The following is a 17,495-nucleotide window of genomic DNA, read 5'->3' as shown; positions in this document are numbered from 1 at the left end:
ATGATTTCATATTTGCACGTCGACATGGTTGTCGCGTGCCGGCTCGTGCGGCCCGTGGATCGGCCATGACGACGGCGCCGGCGTCGGCGCCGGTTCGAGCCGCGAAGGCAGCCACTCGCGCAACCCGGCCAGGGTCATCGGGCGCGCGAAATGATATCCCTGCCCCAGGCGCACGCCCTTGTCCGCCAGCAGCGCGCGCTGCTGTTCGCACTCGATGCCTTCGGCCACCACGGCAATATCCAGCGCGTGAGCAAAGCTGAGCGTGGCATCGACGATCTGCCCGCTGACCCTGTCGCCGGGCTCGGCCTGCACGAAGAGGCGGTCGAGCTTGAGGAAATCCACCTCGAACTGCTTGAAGTACGCCAGGCCGCAGTAGCCGGTGCCGAAGTCATCCACGGCGAGCTTGATGCCGCGTGCCTTGGCGCGCTGGATGGCGCTGCGCTGGTGTTCGACCAGCGCGACCGCATCGCGCTCGGTGATCTCCAGCACAGGCGTCACGTTGGCCTGCAACAGCGCAAGCAGCGGGGAGTCTTCTGCCCAGAAGCCGGCGGCGTCGAAATGCTCGGCGGTGATGTTGAAGGCGATATGGAAGGCCGGCGGCAATGCCAGCGATTCGAAGTCGCACCGCACCTGCGGGATCAGGCCCTGCGTGAGCGCCACCGCAAGGCGCTGCTGCTCGATGGCCGGGATGAAGTGCTCGGGCTCGAGCAGGCCGCGGCGCGGATGCTGCCAGCGCGCCAGCACTTCCACTCCCGTGCACAAGCCGCTTTCGAGATCGACCACCGGCTGGTAGTAGGGTATGAACTCGCCATGGCGCAGGCCGCGCTGCAGCTCAGCCGCGAACGAGCGACGCGCGGCGCGGCGCGACCGCAGCGCACACGCGACCAGCGCGGCCAGCGCGGCGGCAAGCGGCGGCAACACCAGGTATTTGAGGCACTCATGCAAGATCACGGCGCGCGGCGCGCTGGCGATCACGGCAATCGGATGCCCCGCCAGCTGGCGCACGTCGACGATCCCGCGCGTGCCGTGCCACAGCGTGTCGCGCGGGACCAGGGTGGGCGCGCCGGCCGCTTCGCCGCCGGCCACGGCCACGGCCACGGCGCCGAGCATGAAGCGCGTGCCGGCAACCTCGATGCCAATGTCGGGAAATCCCAGCCTGCCGGCCGACTGCACCATGTCGGCCAGGTAGCGCCCGTCCACCCACACCAGCACGCCGTTGCCGGGCGTGGTGCCGAGGAATACCGCCAGTGCCGTGGCCTTGCCGGGCCCGGCCGTGGCCAGCCGGTACTGCAGGCCGGGGCGCCAGGCCAGCAGATCGTCCAGCGGCAGCGCAATCTCCCCGCGCACCGCCGAGCAGTAGCGCATGCCGTGCGCCACCAGCACCACGTCGCGCACATAGGCGGTGTAGGCGCCCTGCTCGTGCAGCTGGCGTGCCACCGCCCGGCACGGTGCGCCCACCAGTGTACGGTCCCGGTAGGCGATGCCGAGCGTGTCCGCCAGCGCCAGCTCCATGTTGTCGCGCAGCGCCGAGGAGATTCTCTCCACGCGTGCGCGCGCGTCGTGCACGGCGAGCAGCAGGATCAGGCCCAGCGCCAGGCTGGCAGCGAGCAACGCCGCCAGCAGCGGCAGCGCCTCGCCACGGGCCGGCCGCGCCCCCAGGCAGCGCATCACGCGGCCGCCGGCAGGCTGAATGTCACCACGGTGCCCTTGCCGATCTCGCTGCTCAGCGTGATCTGCCCCTGGTGCACCGCCACGATCTCGCGCACGATCGCCAGCCCGAGGCCATTGCCCTTGGTGGCGCCGCGGCGGTTGGCGCGGTAAAAATTCTCGAACGCCATGCCTGCTTCTTCCTTCGTCATGCCGATACCCTGATCCTCTACGCGCACCGATACCTTGTCGTGCTCCTGCGGCGCCCACACGCTGATGGTGACCTCGTCCCTGCCGTCAGAATACTTGAGCGCGTTCTCCACCAGATTGCGCACGGCCTGCGTCAATTGCGCACGGTCGGCCAGCACGTACAAGGGCGCGTGCTCCGCGCGCACGCGCAGCCTGCCCTCCGCGGCGAAGTCGCCGGCCACGGTGTCGCGCACGAGCGCGGCCATGTCGACGCGCTGGCGCTCGTGCGCGCCGCTGCTGCGCGCCTCGATGCGGGCCAGGTCGAGCATGTCGGAGAGCAGGTCGTTGAGCTGGCGCGCGCGCGCGTGGATGGCGTGGTAGATGCCGGCGCGCCGCTCGGGCGGCACCGCGTTCGCGCCGAGCAGCTCGGCATAGCCGGCGATGCCTGCCACGGGCGACTTGAGCTCGTGCGCGGCGGCCGAGACGAAATGCGACTTCATGCGGTCGTGGCGCAGCCGCGAGGTGACGTCGCGCAGCACCAGCACCAGCCCGCCGCCGCTGGCCGCATGCACGATGCGCACTTCATAGGCCGGCGACACCGCCATGTCGAACTCGACGATGCCGGCGAACTCCGCACCGGCCTCGGCCCGGTCCAGCTCGGCCAGCAACTGCCCGGGCCCGCAGGCCTGGCGCGCAGGTTGCCGGCCGCGGTAGAGCCAGTGGACGAACTCGCGCTGCGTGGCGCCGCGCAGGCGCGGCAGCGCTACGCCGAGCAGTTCGCACAGCGCGGTGTTGGTTTCGTCGATCACGCGGTCGGGACCGAACACGGCCACGCCGTCCGGCATGGCGAGAAACAGGCCGCGCAGATGCTGCTTCTTCTCGGCGAGGATGTCGCGCACCACGCGCTCGCGGTCGGCCAGCGCGGCCAGTTCGCGCAAGGCAGCGAACTGGCGTACCTGGAAGAACAGCACCAGCACCGTCACCAGCGCGGCGATGGCGATGGCCGCGCGCAGGCGCTCGTGGTAGCTGGCCAGGGCCGCGCTGCTGCCGACGCCTGCCAGCAGCGCCAGGTTGCGCCCCGGCAGGCGCTGGATGGCGTAGATGCACGTGCCGGCATCGCGCGCGCCATTCCCGGCCACGGCCTCGCGCATGCCGTCGGCACAGTGGCAGGTGACGATGCCGCCGTGCCCGCCGGCCAGCGCCCCGCGCAGCGCGGAGCCGGGCAGCAGCACCTGGCCCGGCTGGCGGCCCTGCTCGCTCCAGCGCGCACGCACCACGTAGTCGTCGGTGCCGGCCAGCAGGACGGTGCCGGATGCGCCCAGCCCCGCGCGCGCGTAGAAATCCGACAGGCGGCCCGGGTCGAGCGAGACCACCACTGCGCCAAGGAAGCGCCCGCTGGCCGGGTCCACGATGCCTTTCGACAGTTGCATCGACCAGCGCCCGCTCATGTGCCCGGCCACCGGTATGCCCACGTAGAGCATGGGCCGCGCGCGCTTTTCGTGCAGGCTGACGTATTGGCGGTCGCCGAGCTCCGGCGAAGCGAAGCCGGCGCTGGTGGAGGCGCGCAGGGTGCCGGCGCGGTCCAGCACGGATACCTCGAGAAATGGCTCGACCACCAGGTAGCCGCTGCGCATCCACTGCGCCAGCGGCAATGCGGGCCCGCGTTCGGCCACGGCACCGCCAACCAGCGATGCGAGCTGGTCCGCTTCGGACAGCGTGCCTTCGGCGTGTTCGCCAAGCAAGGCGGCAACGCGTGCCAGTCCGGCATGGACATGGCGCAGCTCGGTGGCGCGGTCCCATAGCGCCCAGCCCGCCAGTGCGCACCAGATCCCGACGACGATGACAACGCCTGACCAGAACGGATGTCTCGCGGAACGATGCGCGCCTGCCAGTGCCTGTCGGTAGATTTCCAGGCTCATGGGAAAGCTACCAAGAAACGAGAATATTGTTCGTCACAGCCGTGAATCCCAGCCTTCGATACGCGCGTGCGCCGGATAACCGGTACCGGCCCGCGCCAATCCCATGACCCTGCGCACCGATCCGCGCGTGCTTGCGGCCCGCGCGCTCCCCGGTGCTGCCGCCCTTGGTCCTGCGGGCAGTCTCCTTGCGGCAAAGCTTCACAGTATGATCCATCCGGATGCGACGGCAAACGTGCCCCGGCATTGCGCGACAGGTCATGCGCCGCCGCCATGCCGATGCGCCGTGCAGCATATCGGCCGGGATATTAGTGATGCCTTATCATCGTTGCGCGTTTTTCTGGCATTAAGTTGCGCTTTCGCAGCTTTTCGAAGAATAATGAAAAAAATACGACATGCAACGCCGCAGATTCGCCCCCGGGTGTCCTGCGAGTGGTGAAGAGGCTCTATGACCGATCTGCGTTTTTATTCCACCAGGACCGCTGCCGAGATGCTTGGCGTTTCGCTGCGCACGGTCCAGTTGTGGGTCGAGAACGGCCGGCTGCCCGCCTGGAAGACCGACGGCGGACATCGCCGCATCCCGGCCGACGCGGTGGACCGCATGGTGGCGGAACAACGCCACCAGTCCGCGCCCGCGAGCCCGGCGGCCGCGCCGCCCGCAAGGCCATTTCGCGTGCTGCTGGTGGAAGATGACGAACACCTGCTGCAGATCTATCGCATGGCGCTCGATGCGCTCGATCCCCGGGTCGAGATCCTCGAAGCCACCAATGGCTACGACGGCCTGCTGCTGATCGGCAGCAGCAAACCCGACCTGGTCGTGCTGGACCTGATCATGCCCGGCATCGACGGCTTCCGCCTGTGCCGCACCATCGATGCGCAGCAGGAATTCGCCACCACCCGCATTGCCGTGGTCACCTCGCTGGACAAGCACGCGATCGCCGACCGCGGTGGCATCCCGCCGCATATCCGGGTGTTCTCCAAGCCGATCCCGATGTCGGTGCTGCAGTCGCTGGTGGTGACCCTGCAGGTCAGCCCTGGCGCGCCGGCGTAGGGCAGGCGCCGGCACAATTCAGCGCGGGTATTGTATATCGTTTTTTTCATATGTCATCTGAAATGTATTTCACATTTGCGCGTGCCATGGCCGGCGGCCGGCATCGTCCGCCCGGCCTCCAGGAGCTAGCCCATGTCCGCCCATGAACGATATCTGGCCGAAGCAGTGCGCCTGGCGCAGGCCAACCGGGCGCGCGGCGGCAGGCCGTTCGGCGCGCTGCTGGCGCTGGACGGCGTGGTGATCGCCACCGGCGTCAACGACATCGTGCACAGCCACGACCCCACCACCCATGCGGAAATGGAAGCCATCCGCGCGGCCTGCCGCAAGCTGGGCCGGCCAGGCCTGCAGGGGGCGGTGGTCTACGCCAGCGGCCATCCGTGCCCGATGTGCCTGGCCGCGTTGACGATGACGGGCGTTGCCGAGGTCTATTACGCCTTCGACAATGCCGATGCCGCGCCGTACGGGCTGTCGAGCGAGGCCAGCTACGCAGCGCTGCGGCTGTCGCTGGCACCGCCCCCGCTGCCGCTGACGCGGCTGCACGTGGGCATCACGGCGGCCGAGCTGTACGGGGCCTGAAGCGGGGCCTGAAGCGGGCTCCGAGCGCGGCGCGCAGCGCTCCCGAAACCAGGGGCGTACCCGTTTCTGCGTGCGTGTCCGGGGCCATTGCGTACCCGTTTCTGCGTGGCATTCCTGGGGCATGCATTTAGCCCCGCAGGCGTGATCTGCCGCCTCGCGCGAGCGAAGTCCGGGGCGATATCACCGCGCAGACAGCGCCGCCAAGCCTGCGGGCAGGCCCGACCGGCAAGGAACACCGGCTCGCCACCGTCGATGGCCCCTGGAACCTGGCCCTGGCCCTGCCCCGGCCTCCGCTCCATCTCCCGGCCGGGCCAGGAGCGTACCCGTTTCTGCGGCGTACCCGTTTCTGCGCGAAAGGCGCGGTCGCTGGCCACGCGCTCAGTAGGTCTTGTAGGGCAGGAACTTGCCGGACATCTCGATGCGCACGCGGTCGCCGTTCGGGTCGGACTCGCGCTGGAGGTCCATGCGGAAATCGATGGCGCTCATGATGCCGTCGCCGAATTCCTCGTGGATCAGCGCCTTGAAGGTGCTGCCGTATACGCTGATCAGCTCGTAGAAACGGTAGACCAGCGGGTCGGTCGGCACGGCCGTCGGCAAGGAGCCCTTGTACGGCACGGTGCGCAGCCAGGGCTCGGCCCCGGGCGGCAGGCCGAAGATCTCCATCACCGCCTGCGCGCCCTGCGCGTCGAAGGCCATCTGGCCCAGGCAGGCGGCGGTCGTCCACTCTTTGCTCTTGCCGACCTTCTCGGCCACGTCGGCCCAGCGAATGCCCTTGGTGACCTTGGCTTCGATGATCAGGTCGGTTACGTCGCTACGGTTCATGTCGTGCCCCTCGTGTTGTGTTGGATGGCGTCAGGGCAGCCCGCCCGGCCCGGCGCTGGCGGCAATGCGGGCGCTGTCGTAGCGCGCAAGCGCGGCGAACGAGGTGGCACCCGGCACCAGGGCCTGCAGCACCAGTACGACAAGGAGGATAGGCATTGGCGTTCTCCCGTGACGAATCGCGAAGCGCAAGGTTCATGCCATTCGGCGGCACGGCGCGCAAGGCGCCGGCGCACTGCCGCAGGGAACGACGACGGCAGGCGCGCACCCGCCGCCCGCCGTTGCGCCCTCAAGCGGTGCAGCACGGCCGGCACGGATGGCGAAAGGCAGCGCGCAGGCGCCGCCGCACGCGCAAAACTTTGCGCGAATTATTTCCGATGTAACGCCACATTACGCCGGTGCGCCTGTTTTTGCCCGCCTTGCAGCTGGCGGACGAGGTGCACTGCAATGCCCGCGCGCCCAATGCCGGCAAGGCCTGGCAACCTCCGTCAGGACGCGCGCCGGAGCGTGTCGCGCGCAGCGCCCGGGGCCGCGCAAATGTGAACTCGGCTTACAACTGCAAGCACACCGGCGCCAGGCCGCTGGCTACAGTGGAGCCATGTTCAACGCGAAGCCAGTCACGGAGTCCCCAAACATGAAACGCGCCATTTCCCTGGTTGTCCTGCTCTCCACCGCGGCGGCGCTGCTGTCCGCCTGCATCGTGGTGCCGCCGCGCGGCGGCCCGCCGCCCTACCGCTACCACGACCGCTATTAAGCGGCATTAGGCGCCCCGCAAGGCCGCCTCCAGGCAACGCTGTACCGGCACTACGCCACCGTCTGAACCGCATCACCGGAGCTGAACCATGAAACGCCAACTGCTGCTCGCCCTCTCCACTCTCGCTGCCGGCGCCGCCCTTGGCATCATCTCGCCGGCCCAGGCCCAGGCCTATCCCCCGGGCTACCACGGCGCGCCGCCCCAGGTACGCTCCGCGCCGCCGCCGCCGCGCTACGAGCCGCGCCCGGCAGCCCGGCCAGGCCAGGCCTGGATGCCCGGCCACTGGGTCGCCAGCGGCGACCGCTACGACTGGCGGGGCGGCTACTGGGGGCATGCCCGCCCGGGCCAGCGTTATGTGCCCGAGCGCTGGGTACAGGGTCCGCGCGGCTGGGTGATGCGGCCCGGCTACTGGGCCCGCTGACAGGCAGTCGCGCCGACGCGCGCGTAGCACCACACGTCCCCGCCGCGGCGGGGACGATGCATTTCTCCCCGCCCCCTCCGCCCCCTCCGCTGCACCGGCGCCGCCAGGCCGCCAGCGTGTGTGTGCTAGCAAACAGTCCCTCCCACGGGTGCGGCATACAGTTTCCTCACTACGCGTCACGCGGCCCGCCCCGCGCGCCAGGCCTCGTGCTGCGTGAAGGAGCTGTACCATGCCTGACGACAACCGGATCGTACCCGTCATCCTCTGCGGCGGCGCGGGCTCACGACTGTGGCCGCTTTCCCGCGACGGCTATCCCAAGCAATTCCTGCGTCTGCTGGGGCGCGACTCGCTGCTGCAGGACACCCTGCTGCGCCTGCGCGAGATCCCCGGTGCCCAGGCGCCCATCCTGGTCAGCAACGAAGCGCACCGCTTCGTGGTGGCAGAGCAGGCGCGCGAAGCCGGCTGCGAGCTGTCCGCCATCATGCTCGAGCCGCACCCGCGCAACACCGCGCCGGCCACGGCCGTGGCCGCACTGCATGCCCGCGGCGACGGCACCGATCCGGTACTGCTGGTACTGCCCTCGGACCATCTGATCCGCGACCGCGCCGCCTTCGCCAGGACCGTATGCGCGGCCAGCTCGGTGGCCGCCGCCGGCGTGGTGGTCACGCTGGGCGTGGTGCCCACCTTCCCCGCCACCGGCTATGGCTACATCAAGGCCATCCCCAGCAATGCCGCGGCGCTGCTCTCGGTCACGCGCTTCGTCGAGAAGCCTTCGCTGGAAGTCGCCACGGCCTACCTGCAGGAAGGCAACTGTTTCTGGAACAGCGGCATCTTCCTGTTCCGCGCCTCGGCCTATCTCGCCGCACTGGAAGCGTTCGCGCCGGACATCCTGCTGGCCGCGCAAGAGGCCATGGTGCGCGGTCACCGCGACCTGGACTTCTTCCGCCTCGACACCGATTCGTTCGCCGCCTGCCGCTCGGACTCCATCGACTATGCCGTGATGGAGCACGTGCGCGACGCGCAGATGGCGCCGCTGTCGGCCGACTGGAGCGATGTCGGCTCCTGGGACGCGGTATGGAAGGCCGCCGAGAAGACGGCCGATGGCAACGTGGCGATCGGCGACGTGGTCACCCACCACGCGCGGGGCTGCCTGGTACACGCCTCGCACCGCCTGGTGACGGTGGCCGGGCTGGACGACGTGATGGTGGTGGAGACGCCGGACGTAGTGCTGGTGGTGCACAAGGACCATTGCCAGGACGTCAGGCAACTGGTGGAAATGGTGCGCAAGCAGGGCCGCCCCGAAGCGACCCAGCACCGCCAGGTGTACCGGCCATGGGGATCGTATGACGCGGTGGACCACGGCGCGCGCTACCAGGTCAAGCGCATCTCGGTCAAACCGGGTGCCAAGCTGTCGCTGCAGATGCACCACCACCGCGCCGAACACTGGGTGGTGGTATCGGGCACGGCGCGGGTGCGGCGCGGCGACGTGGAGTACCTGCTGACCGAAGACCAGTCCACCTACATCCCGATCGGCGAGACGCACAGCCTCGAAAACCCCGGCAGGATCCCGCTCGAGCTGATCGAGATCCAGTCCGGTTCCTACCTCGGCGAAGACGACATCATCCGGATGGCAGACATCTATGGGCGTACATGAACTCGAACCCCTCGGCCGGCTCACCGCGGGCGAGTTGCGGCCCGATGCCGGCAGCGTAGCGCCGCAGCGCACGCGGCGCGCGCTGATCACCGGCATCACCGGCCAGGACGGCGCCTACCTGTGCGAGCTGCTGCTGGCCAAGGGCTACGAAGTGCACGGCATCAAGCGCCGCAGCTCGCTGTTCAACACCGAGCGCATCGACCATCTCTACCAGGATCCGCAGGCGCCCAGGCGCAGCCTGATCCTGCACCACGGCGACATGACCGACACCGCCAGCCTGGTGCGCGTGGTGCAGCAGTCGCAGCCCGACGAGATCTACAACCTCGCCGCGCAGAGCCACGTGCAGGTGTCGTTCGAAGAGCCCGAATACACGGCGAACACCGATGCGCTGGGTACGCTGCGCCTGCTCGAGGCGGTGCGCATCCTCGGGCTGGAAAAGCAGGCGCGCTTCTACCAGGCTTCGACCTCCGAGCTGTACGGCCTGGTGCGGGCGATCCCGCAGAATGAAGCCACGCCGTTCTATCCGCGCAGCCCCTACGCAGCCGCCAAGCTTTACGCCTACTGGATCACGGTGAACTACCGCGAGGCCTACGGCATGTATGCCTGCAACGGCATCCTGTTCAACCATGAAAGCCCGGTGCGCGGCGAGACCTTCGTCACGCGCAAGATCACGCGCGCCATCGCGCGCATCGCGCTGGGCCTGCAGGACACGCTCTATCTCGGCAACCTGTCCGCGCTGCGCGACTGGGGCCATGCGCGCGACTATGTGGAAATGCAGTGGCTGATGCTGCAGCAGGCCAGGCCCGAGGACTATGTGATCGCCAGCGGCGAGCAGCACAGCGTGCGCGAGTTCGTGCAGCGCGCGGCGGCCGAGCTTGGCATCGCGGTGCGCTTCGAGGGCGAAGGCACCGGCGAGACCGGCGTGGTCGCGGGCATCGACAGCAGCGCGGGCCCGGTGGCGGCGCGCTGCAAGGTGGGCGACGTGATCGTGCGCGTGGATCCGCGCTACTTCCGCCCGACCGAAGTCGAGACATTGCTCGGCGACGCCAGCAAGGCGCGCGAGCAGCTCGGCTGGGCGCCGAGCACCAGCTTTTCCGCGCTGGTGCGCGAGATGGTGGAGGCCGACTTCGCCGCCGCGCGCCGCGATGCCTTCGTCAAGCTGGCGGGCTTCCGGGCCTACGACCATCATGAATGACCTCGACGGCGCTCAGCGCAGCCCCGCGTCGCCGCGCCGCGTCTTCGTGGCGGGACACCGCGGCATGGTCGGCTCGGCCATCGTGCGCGCATTGCAGGCGCGCGGACAAGCCGAGATCATCACGCGCGCGCATGCCGGGCTCGACCTGGCCGATCAGCAGCAGGTACGCCACTTCTTCGCCACCGAGGCGATCGACGAAATCTACCTGGCAGCCGCCCGGGTCGGCGGCATTCATGCCAACCACACCTATCCAGCCGAGTTCATCCGGCAGAACCTGATGATCGCGACCAACGTCATCCACGAAGCCTGGCGCGCGGGCGTGACACGGCTGCTGTTCCTCGGCTCGAGCTGCATCTACCCGAAATTCGCACCGCAGCCCATCGGCGAAGCCGCGCTGCTGACCGGTCCCCTCGAGCCCACCAACGCGCCCTACGCGCTGGCCAAGATCGCCGGCATCGCGCTGTGCGAGAGCTACAACCGCCAGTACGGCACCGACTACCGCTGCGTGATGCCGACCAACCTGTACGGTCCCGGCGACAACTACCACCCTGACAACAGCCACGTGATACCGGGCCTGCTGCGGCGCTTCCACGAGGCCGGCATGGCGCACGCGCAGTGCGTGCCGGTGTGGGGCAGCGGCGCGCCGTTGCGCGAGTTCCTCTACGCCGACGACCTCGCCGCGGCCTGCCTGCACGTGATGGCCCTGCCGCCGCACGCATACCGCCAGACGGCGCCGGCCGGCTTCCTCAACGTGGGCAGCAGCGAGGAAGTGAGCATCCGCGAGCTGGCGGGACTGGTGGCGCAGACCGTGGGCTTTCGCGGCGACATCGTCTTCGACAGCCGCAAGCCCGACGGCACGCCGCGCAAGCGGCTCGACTGCACGGCGCTCGGCGCCACCGGCTGGCAGCCGGCCGTGGCACTGCGCGACGGCCTGCGGCTGGCTTACCTGGATGCACTGAAAAGCGGATGCCTGGCGCATGGCAGCGCCCCGGCACAACGCATGGAGGCCTGACATGAAGCCGTTGTTTCGCAATCTCGGCAAGCCGGCCCGCCCGCACACCGGCGCGGTGGCCACGCCTGCGGCCGCACCCGCCGGCAGCCTGTGGCCGGGGCAGATCGTCTTCCCCGCCGGGGCCGCGGGCGCCGGCCTGTGGCGGCGCTGCGTGCAGCAGGTACGCGCCATCGCGCTCAGTCCCGGCGCGCTGGTGATCCTGGCCGGCCAGACCCGGCTGGAAAACTGGACCATGCTGCTGGCCAGCATGGCGATGCAGCGGCGCCGCGCCGCCTTCTTCCACGGCGCGGCCTTCGCCGCCATGCCAGGGCCCCTGGGCGCGTTTGCCGATGCGATACTGCTGCGCCATTGCCACGGCGTGTTCGTCGGTACCGACCGCGGCTGCGCGCGCGCCATCGCCGCCGACGTGCCGCCGCGCAATATCTTTGCGTGTCGCCCGCCGGCGGTGCTGCCGGAGGACTTCGATGCCGCCGCCGAACTGCGCGCGCGCGCCGAGCAGGCGCCATCGCAGCACGCGCCGCACTATCTCCATGTGGGCACCCTCGACGATGACGCCGGCCTGGGGCTGCTGCTGCGCGCCTTCGCGGCGACACGCCGGCAATGGCCAGCCGCCACGCTGTCGCTGGTCGGCACGGGACACGGCTATGGCCGCTTGCGGGCCGCGGCAGACACGCTGCGGCTAGGCACTTCCGTGCGCTTCCTGGGCACCATGGCGCCGCCCGATATTGCCGTCGAATACCGCAAGGCGAGCTGCCTGGTGCTGCCCCACGCATGCCAGCGCTGGCACCCGCTGGTCCGCGAGGCATTGAGCTACGGCTGCCCGGTGGTGGTGAGCGTAAACAATGACGACGCCGGCGAGCTGCTGCGCGACGGCGTCACCGGCCTCTACTTCAAGCCCGGCGATGCGGGCTCGCTGGCCAGCCGCCTGGCGCAGGTGCCGGTGCACTTCGGCGATGCCGCGGCCACCGGCGCGCGCTGCCAGGCGGCCGCGCTGGCGCACTCGGCCGGCGACGCGGGCCGCGCCATCGCCGCCGGCTGCGTGCGGATCATGGCCGCGACGGGCTGAGCGCCCGCCGCCATCGCCTCGGCGCCACCGGAGCTGTGCGCTCATGAAGATACTGATGTACTGCCTCAACTACGCGCCCGAGCTGACCGGCATCGGCAAGTACACCTGCGAGCAGGCGGAGTGGCTGGCCGCGCGCGGCCACGAGGTGCGCGTCATCACCGCGCCGCCGTACTACCCCGCCTGGCGCGTGGGGGATGGCTACCGCGCGTGGCAGTACCGCCGCGAGCGCCGCCACTGGGTAGAGCTCTGGCGTGCCCCGCTGTGGGTGCCGTGCCGCCCCGGCGGCATCACGCGGCTGCTGCACCTGGCCAGCTTCGCCGTGTCGAGCCTGCCCGCCCTGATGCTGCAATTGCGCTGGCGCCCGGACGTGCTGTTCGTGGTGGAGCCGCCGCTGATGTGCGCGCCGGCCGCGCTGCTGTTCGCGCGCTGGAGCGGCTGCCGCAGCTGGCTCCATGTGCAGGACTACGAGGTCGATGCCGCCTTCGCGCTGGGGCTGCTGCGCCAGCCATGGCTACGCCGCCTGGCGCAGCGCGTGGAGCAGCGGCTGATGGCGCGCTTCGACCGGGTCTCGTCGATCTCCCAGGCCATGGTCTCGCTCGCGCGCGACAAGGGCGCCGGGGCCCGCCGCGCGGCGTTGCTGCCCAACTGGGTCAACCTGCGCGAGATCGGGGCCGGCAGCATCGCCAGCGCCACGCTGGCGCGCCGCGCGCTCGATGTGCCCGCCGATGCCGTGCTGGCCCTCTACTCCGGCAATATGGGCGCCAAGCAGGGACTCGAGATCATGGCCGAAGCGGCGCGCCTGCTGAAGGACCACGACAGGCTGCATTTCATCTTCTGCGGCGACGGCGCCGGACGCGCCGCGCTGCAAGACGCATGCGCCGGGCTGCCGCGCGTGCGCTTCCTGCCCTTGCAGCCCGCCGAGATGTTTGCCTCGCTGCTGGCGGCCGCCGACATCCACCTGCTGCCGCAGCGCGCCGGTGCCGCCGACCTGGTGATGCCGTCTAAGCTGACTGGCATGCTGGCCAGCGCGCGGCCCGTGGTCGCTACCGCGGCGCCCGGCACAGAGCTTGGCCGCGTGGTCGCGCAGTGTGGCGTGCTGGTGCCTCCCGGCGATGCAGCGGCCCTGGCCGGCGCCATCGATTCACTGGCGGCCCAGCCTGCCTTGCGCGCGCATCTGGGCGCCGCCGGCCGCCGCTGGGCGGAGCGGCACCTGGATCGCGAGATGGTGCTGGGCGCGCTGGAAAACGCGCTGTTCGCCCTGGCCAGGCCGCAGCCCGAGGGGACTGCCGCAACCGCCGGCCTGGGCGGGGAATAGCACGGAACGCGCGCGGCCCGCGGCGGGCGCGCATGGGGGGCGCGTTCAGGCATCGACCGATTCGCGCCCTTCCACCGACACCGCGGCCAGCACGCCCTGGTAAATGCTCTCGTACTGATCGAGCGCCTTGTCCGCCGAGAAGAGCTTCGCCCAGGCAATGGAGCGCGCGGCAATCTCGGCACGCCGCTGGGCGGGCCAGGCGAGCATGCCGGCCAGTACGTGCGCCGCGCGCTGCGCCCAGCCTTCCATGTCGCCCTCCGCCAGCGGCTCCACCAGCTGCACCAGGCCGCCGCCGATCTCCGTCATGGGTGCGCGGTTGGTGGTCAGCACCGGCGCACCGCAGGCCATGGCTTCGATGATGGGCCAGCCAAAGCCCTCCTCGAGGCTGGGGAACAGCATCACCGCGGCCAGCGAGTAAGCCGCCTGCACGGCTTCCGTCGGCAAGCCGGTGAGGAAGCGCACGCTGCCACCAAGCCCTGCGGCGCGCGCGGCTTCGGCGCGCATCTCCGCGGTAGGATCGCCGCCGATCATCCACAAGGCGAGCGGAGATGTCCGGCATTTCCGGCAATAGGCAAGGTAGAGCGCGAGCACGCCCTCGCGGTTCTTGTACCACTGGTTGCCGCCGATATGCACCAGCATGCCTTGCGCGTCGGCCGCCACGCCCGCGCGTTGCAGGCACGCCAGGGCCTGCGTGGTGCCGACCCGCCGGAACGGATAGTTCATGCCGTTGTACACCACCCAGGCCGCTTCGGGCGGACAGGGATGCAGCCGCCGCAGGTCGCGCATGGTCTTGTTGGAGACCGTGACGAAGGCCTTGGCCTGGGTCAGGCCCCAGCGGATCAATTGCTGGTAGGTGCGCCCGCTGCGCGACAGGCCATGCTCGGGAAACTCTCCCGCAAGCGTGCGCAGGGCAATGAAATCGTGGCAATGCACCACGTGCGGGCGGTTGCGCAGCAACGGCATCCAGATCCCGAGCGCATGGTCGGCCAGCACCAGGAGCACATCCTTGTCCACCCGGCGCAGGCGCCACAGCGCCACCATCGGGAACAGGATGTACTGGTCGATATAGCCCAGCCACTTGGACAGGCCTTCGCGCGCGGGCAGGCGGCACATCACGGCCGCCGGCCTCCACAGTTCGGCCTGGTGGCCGCGCGCGCGCATGCCTTCCACGATCATCGCGGCGAAGCGGTCCATGCTGTGACTGCCGAAGAAGGAAGGGTGACCCAACAGGATGATTTTCATGGAGGTGCGATGGTGTGCGACGTGGCCGCCGCTGATTGATCTTGATTTGCCTGCGCTGCTTTCGGCCTCATCCGGTGCGCGAGAGGTGGTCGGTCGCCTGCCGCGTGACGGCCAGCGTGATGCCGGCGAATACGAAGCCGAGCGCGTTGGCCGTCATCTGGCCGACCAGCGGCCATGCGGTCAGCCCGAAGATGGCGATGGTCCACATCAGGATGAGAAAGGTGTCGCCGGTGCGCCTGGCCACGCGGATGGCGCAGCGCATGCCGTTGAACAGGATGAGCACCTTCAGTGCGAGGCTGAGATAGCCGACCAGCCCCATCTCGCCGATGACGCGTCCGGTCTCGGTCTCGCTGATGATGAACAGCAGGCCAGTCTGCAGGAAATAGTTGGCGAGATTGCTGCCCAGCCCCAGCCCGCTGCCCAGCAGGCTCTGCTCGAGGGACACATCGTTGACGCCGAAGAACATCGATTCCAGGCGCGAGCCCAGGTCCTCCTGCTCGGCGGCAGAGCTGAAGCGCTCGAGGGTCGCATCCACGGCCGAACTGACGAATACCAGGATCACCATGCTCATGAGAATGGAGACCACGCCCCACGCCATGGCCGCGCCGCGGCGCTTGCCCTTGCCGAAGACCAGGTTTGACAGCAACGCCACCCCGAAGATGATCGGGAGCAGCAGCACGGCCGCGCGCGACCCACTGACCAGCGAGGCAAGGAAGAGGCAACCCACGATCACCAGCCCGCGCAGCTTGCCCCACACGCCGGGCTTGGGCGCGCCGAACACCGCGCCCAGCGCGATGGGACTGATGATCGCCAGGAACACGGTATAGCCCATGGTGAAGGAGAAGGTGCCCGTGGTCCGCACCACGTCGCCGGTGACGCGGAAGACCAGGTCGGGATCCCCTTCGATCTGCCGGTTCAGGAAGTGGTCGGGCGGCAGGAAATGCTGCACCAGGGCCAGCGGCGTCATGATGAGCAGCATGCCGATCGACACCTTGTAGATCGCGACGAGATCCTGGTCCTCCAGCAGTTCGGCGGCGGCGTAGGCGAACCACAGATAGAGCAGCCAGAAGCGCAGCCCGACCAGGAAGATGGGCCATGAGTTGAGGCCGGCGACAAGCTGAAGCATTCCCCAGAAGCACACCAGGGCCGACCACCACAGCAGCAACCGCACGGTGCGGCGTGCCGGCGTGAATCCCGCATGGCGCATGGCGTGATAGAGGCCGTAGATCACCAGCAGGTCGCGCAACAGGATCAGCGGCGTGGTCAGGGAGTCCGACACCCACTTGCGCGCCGCGCCTTCGAGCACGGCGGTCACGAACACCAGGATGAAGACACGGCCGAATACCGAGACATGCTTGCGCGCGGCTGCCGGCCTCGGAACGCGGAGGGCGATGCGTTGTGTCAGCATAGCGCGGCCACCGTTTCCGCCGCGGTGTGGCGGTACCTCTTCCAGGTGAACGTGCTGCCCGCCGCGGCGGCATGCACCCTGGCTTGCGCCAGCAGATCCCGGTGGTTCGCCAGTTCCAGCATGCGCTCGTACAGGGGCTCCTGGCCGACCGGAACGACCCAGCCGGAACCCGGGAACTGCTCGATGATCTCCTTGGCCCCGACCCGATCGGTCACCAGCGCGGGCGTGCCGCACGCCAGCGCCTCCGCGACCACCATGCCGAAGGAGTCGAAGCGCGACGGCAGCACGAAGCAATCCGCGTCGGCGAACACCTGGAACAGCGCGCCCTGCGGCAGCGAGCCCAGGCAGGTCACGCCCGGTGTCTGCGCGATGGCCGCGCCGAGTTCCGCATCATCGATGCCGCCGACCATCACCAGCTCCGCGTCCGCATGGATGCGGCGCAGCCTGGCGAAAGCCTGCAGCAGCAGATCGACAGCCTTGCGCCTGGTCACGCCGCCGGCAAACACGAAGCGCAAGGCGCCATCCGCACGGCGGCGCACGACGTCGCCCGGCAGGCTGGCACCCAGCAGGATCGGGCGCAGCTTGCCCGCCGGCACGCCCGCATCGACATAGGACTGCGCGGCAAAGGCCGAACAGGTGATGATCACATCGGCCAGTTCGATCTCGCGGTCCTTGTTCGCATTGATCTGCTGCAGATAGGCCGTATCCAGGGTTGGCAGCATCTGCTCGGCCGCGCGATGGTGCACGGAAGGCGCCTCCAGCACGCAGCGCGCGCCGATGCGCCTGGCCGCCGCGAAGGTCTTGCCGGCGGAGTTTTCGTAGGCCACCACCACATCGGGCCTGATCGCCCGGACGTGCGACGCCACCCACTGGTCGAACAGGTGGAATATCCGGTGGGCATAGGCTGACGAAGAGCGGCCTGTGTAGAGCTTGAGCCCGACCTTCAGCACGCCGGCAAAGAGGACCGGGTGGCGACGCAATGCGCGCGGTATGTCCACCTCCCGCATCTTGGCGCCGTACCTGGCAGGCAGCCACCAGGGCGCCGCCTCGCCCGGCGCGCGCACCGGCACGCCGGACCAGTATTGCTTGAGCATGTCGCGCTCGTACAGGGCCTGCGCCATCTGGTGCGAGTGCTGCAGGCCGGGATGGGTGACCAGGGCCTTCATGCTTCGCTCCCGCGCGGCGCGGCGGCGAGCCGCGCGTTGCCGTGCGCCGGCGCGGGGCCGGCGC

General features: G+C 69.5%; 15 protein-coding genes. 8 read left to right on the top strand and 7 right to left on the bottom strand.

The features are described from left to right. Window positions 1–6: 6 nt before the first annotated feature. Window positions 7–1,668 (bottom strand): EAL domain-containing protein, encoded by a 1,662-nt coding sequence (locus AB4Z48_RS20165; protein WP_441617371.1) that lies wholly within the window; start codon window positions 1,666–1,668, stop codon window positions 7–9. Then, window positions 1,668–3,755, bottom strand: a complete 2,088-nt coding sequence (locus AB4Z48_RS20160) for an ATP-binding protein (protein ID WP_441617144.1) — start codon at window positions 3,753–3,755, stop codon at window positions 1,668–1,670. The genes AB4Z48_RS20165 and AB4Z48_RS20160 overlap by 1 nt, the downstream gene beginning before the upstream one ends. A gap of 445 nt (window positions 3,756–4,200) precedes the next feature. Here AB4Z48_RS20160 and AB4Z48_RS20155 point away from each other — a divergent pair, with 445 nt between their 5' ends. Then, window positions 4,201–4,803: a response regulator gene (locus AB4Z48_RS20155; protein WP_441617142.1), complete on the top strand. Its 603-nt coding sequence runs from the start codon at window positions 4,201–4,203 to the stop codon at window positions 4,801–4,803. A gap of 132 nt (window positions 4,804–4,935) precedes the next feature. Beyond that, window positions 4,936–5,379 (top strand): nucleoside deaminase, encoded by a 444-nt coding sequence (locus AB4Z48_RS20150; RefSeq protein ID WP_441617141.1) that lies wholly within the window; start codon window positions 4,936–4,938, stop codon window positions 5,377–5,379. A 378-nt stretch (window positions 5,380–5,757) separates the two neighbouring features. Here the strand turns inward: AB4Z48_RS20150 and cynS are convergent, their stop codons facing one another. Both cynS and AB4Z48_RS20140 read right to left on the bottom strand, forming a co-directional pair. Beyond that, window positions 5,758–6,201, bottom strand: coding sequence for a cyanase (gene cynS / locus AB4Z48_RS20145; RefSeq protein ID WP_441617139.1), 444 nt, complete (start codon window positions 6,199–6,201; stop codon window positions 5,758–5,760). A gap of 30 nt (window positions 6,202–6,231) precedes the next feature. Continuing rightward, a complete protein-coding gene (locus AB4Z48_RS20140; RefSeq protein ID WP_441617137.1) occupies window positions 6,232–6,357 on the bottom strand; it encodes a hypothetical protein in 126 nt (41 codons plus the stop codon). A gap of 683 nt (window positions 6,358–7,040) precedes the next feature. Between AB4Z48_RS20140 and AB4Z48_RS20135 the strand changes: the two genes are divergently transcribed. From AB4Z48_RS20135 to AB4Z48_RS20110, 6 genes are all read left to right on the top strand, one after another. Further along, entirely contained in the window at window positions 7,041–7,373 is a 333-nt protein-coding gene (locus AB4Z48_RS20135; RefSeq protein ID WP_441617135.1) for a hypothetical protein, read from the top strand. Between the two features lie 229 nt (window positions 7,374–7,602). Next, entirely contained in the window at window positions 7,603–9,027 is a 1,425-nt protein-coding gene (locus tag AB4Z48_RS20130; protein WP_441617133.1) for a mannose-1-phosphate guanylyltransferase/mannose-6-phosphate isomerase, read from the top strand. Continuing rightward, a complete protein-coding gene (gmd, locus tag AB4Z48_RS20125; protein WP_441617131.1) occupies window positions 9,014–10,222 on the top strand; it encodes a GDP-mannose 4,6-dehydratase in 1,209 nt (402 codons plus the stop codon). Before AB4Z48_RS20130 ends, gmd begins: the two co-directional genes overlap by 14 nt. Continuing rightward, window positions 10,215–11,234 (top strand): GDP-L-fucose synthase family protein, encoded by a 1,020-nt coding sequence (locus AB4Z48_RS20120; RefSeq protein WP_441617129.1) that lies wholly within the window; start codon window positions 10,215–10,217, stop codon window positions 11,232–11,234. Before gmd ends, AB4Z48_RS20120 begins: the two co-directional genes overlap by 8 nt. A 1-nt stretch (window position 11,235) precedes the next feature. Beyond that, window positions 11,236–12,300 carry a glycosyltransferase gene (locus tag AB4Z48_RS20115; RefSeq protein ID WP_441617127.1) on the top strand — a complete coding sequence of 355 codons (1,065 nt, stop codon included), beginning with the start codon at window positions 11,236–11,238 and terminating at the stop codon, window positions 12,298–12,300. A gap of 43 nt (window positions 12,301–12,343) precedes the next feature. After that, entirely contained in the window at window positions 12,344–13,615 is a 1,272-nt protein-coding gene (locus AB4Z48_RS20110; protein ID WP_441617125.1) for a glycosyltransferase WbuB, read from the top strand. Window positions 13,616–13,660: 45 nt separating this feature from the next. Here the strand turns inward: AB4Z48_RS20110 and AB4Z48_RS20105 are convergent, their stop codons facing one another. From AB4Z48_RS20105 to AB4Z48_RS20095, 3 genes are all read right to left on the bottom strand, one after another. After that, window positions 13,661–14,857 (bottom strand): glycosyltransferase, encoded by a 1,197-nt coding sequence (locus tag AB4Z48_RS20105; protein WP_441617123.1) that lies wholly within the window; start codon window positions 14,855–14,857, stop codon window positions 13,661–13,663. Between the two features lie 67 nt (window positions 14,858–14,924). Beyond that, window positions 14,925–16,265 carry a hypothetical protein gene (locus AB4Z48_RS20100; protein WP_441617121.1) on the bottom strand — a complete coding sequence of 447 codons (1,341 nt, stop codon included), beginning with the start codon at window positions 16,263–16,265 and terminating at the stop codon, window positions 14,925–14,927. Further along, the gene (locus AB4Z48_RS20095) at window positions 16,259–17,431 is read right to left on the bottom strand and encodes a glycosyltransferase family 4 protein (protein ID WP_441617119.1); all 1,173 of its coding nucleotides are present in this window, start codon (window positions 17,429–17,431) and stop codon (window positions 16,259–16,261) included. Before AB4Z48_RS20095 ends, AB4Z48_RS20100 begins: the two co-directional genes overlap by 7 nt. Between the last annotated feature and the right edge of the window lie 64 nt (window positions 17,432–17,495).

This window comes from Cupriavidus sp. 2TAF22, assembly GCF_052115045.1.
Lineage (GTDB): Bacteria > Pseudomonadota > Gammaproteobacteria > Burkholderiales > Burkholderiaceae > Cupriavidus.
Note: the sequence above shows the minus strand (reverse complement) of the source record. Positions and strands in the feature narration are given on the sequence as shown.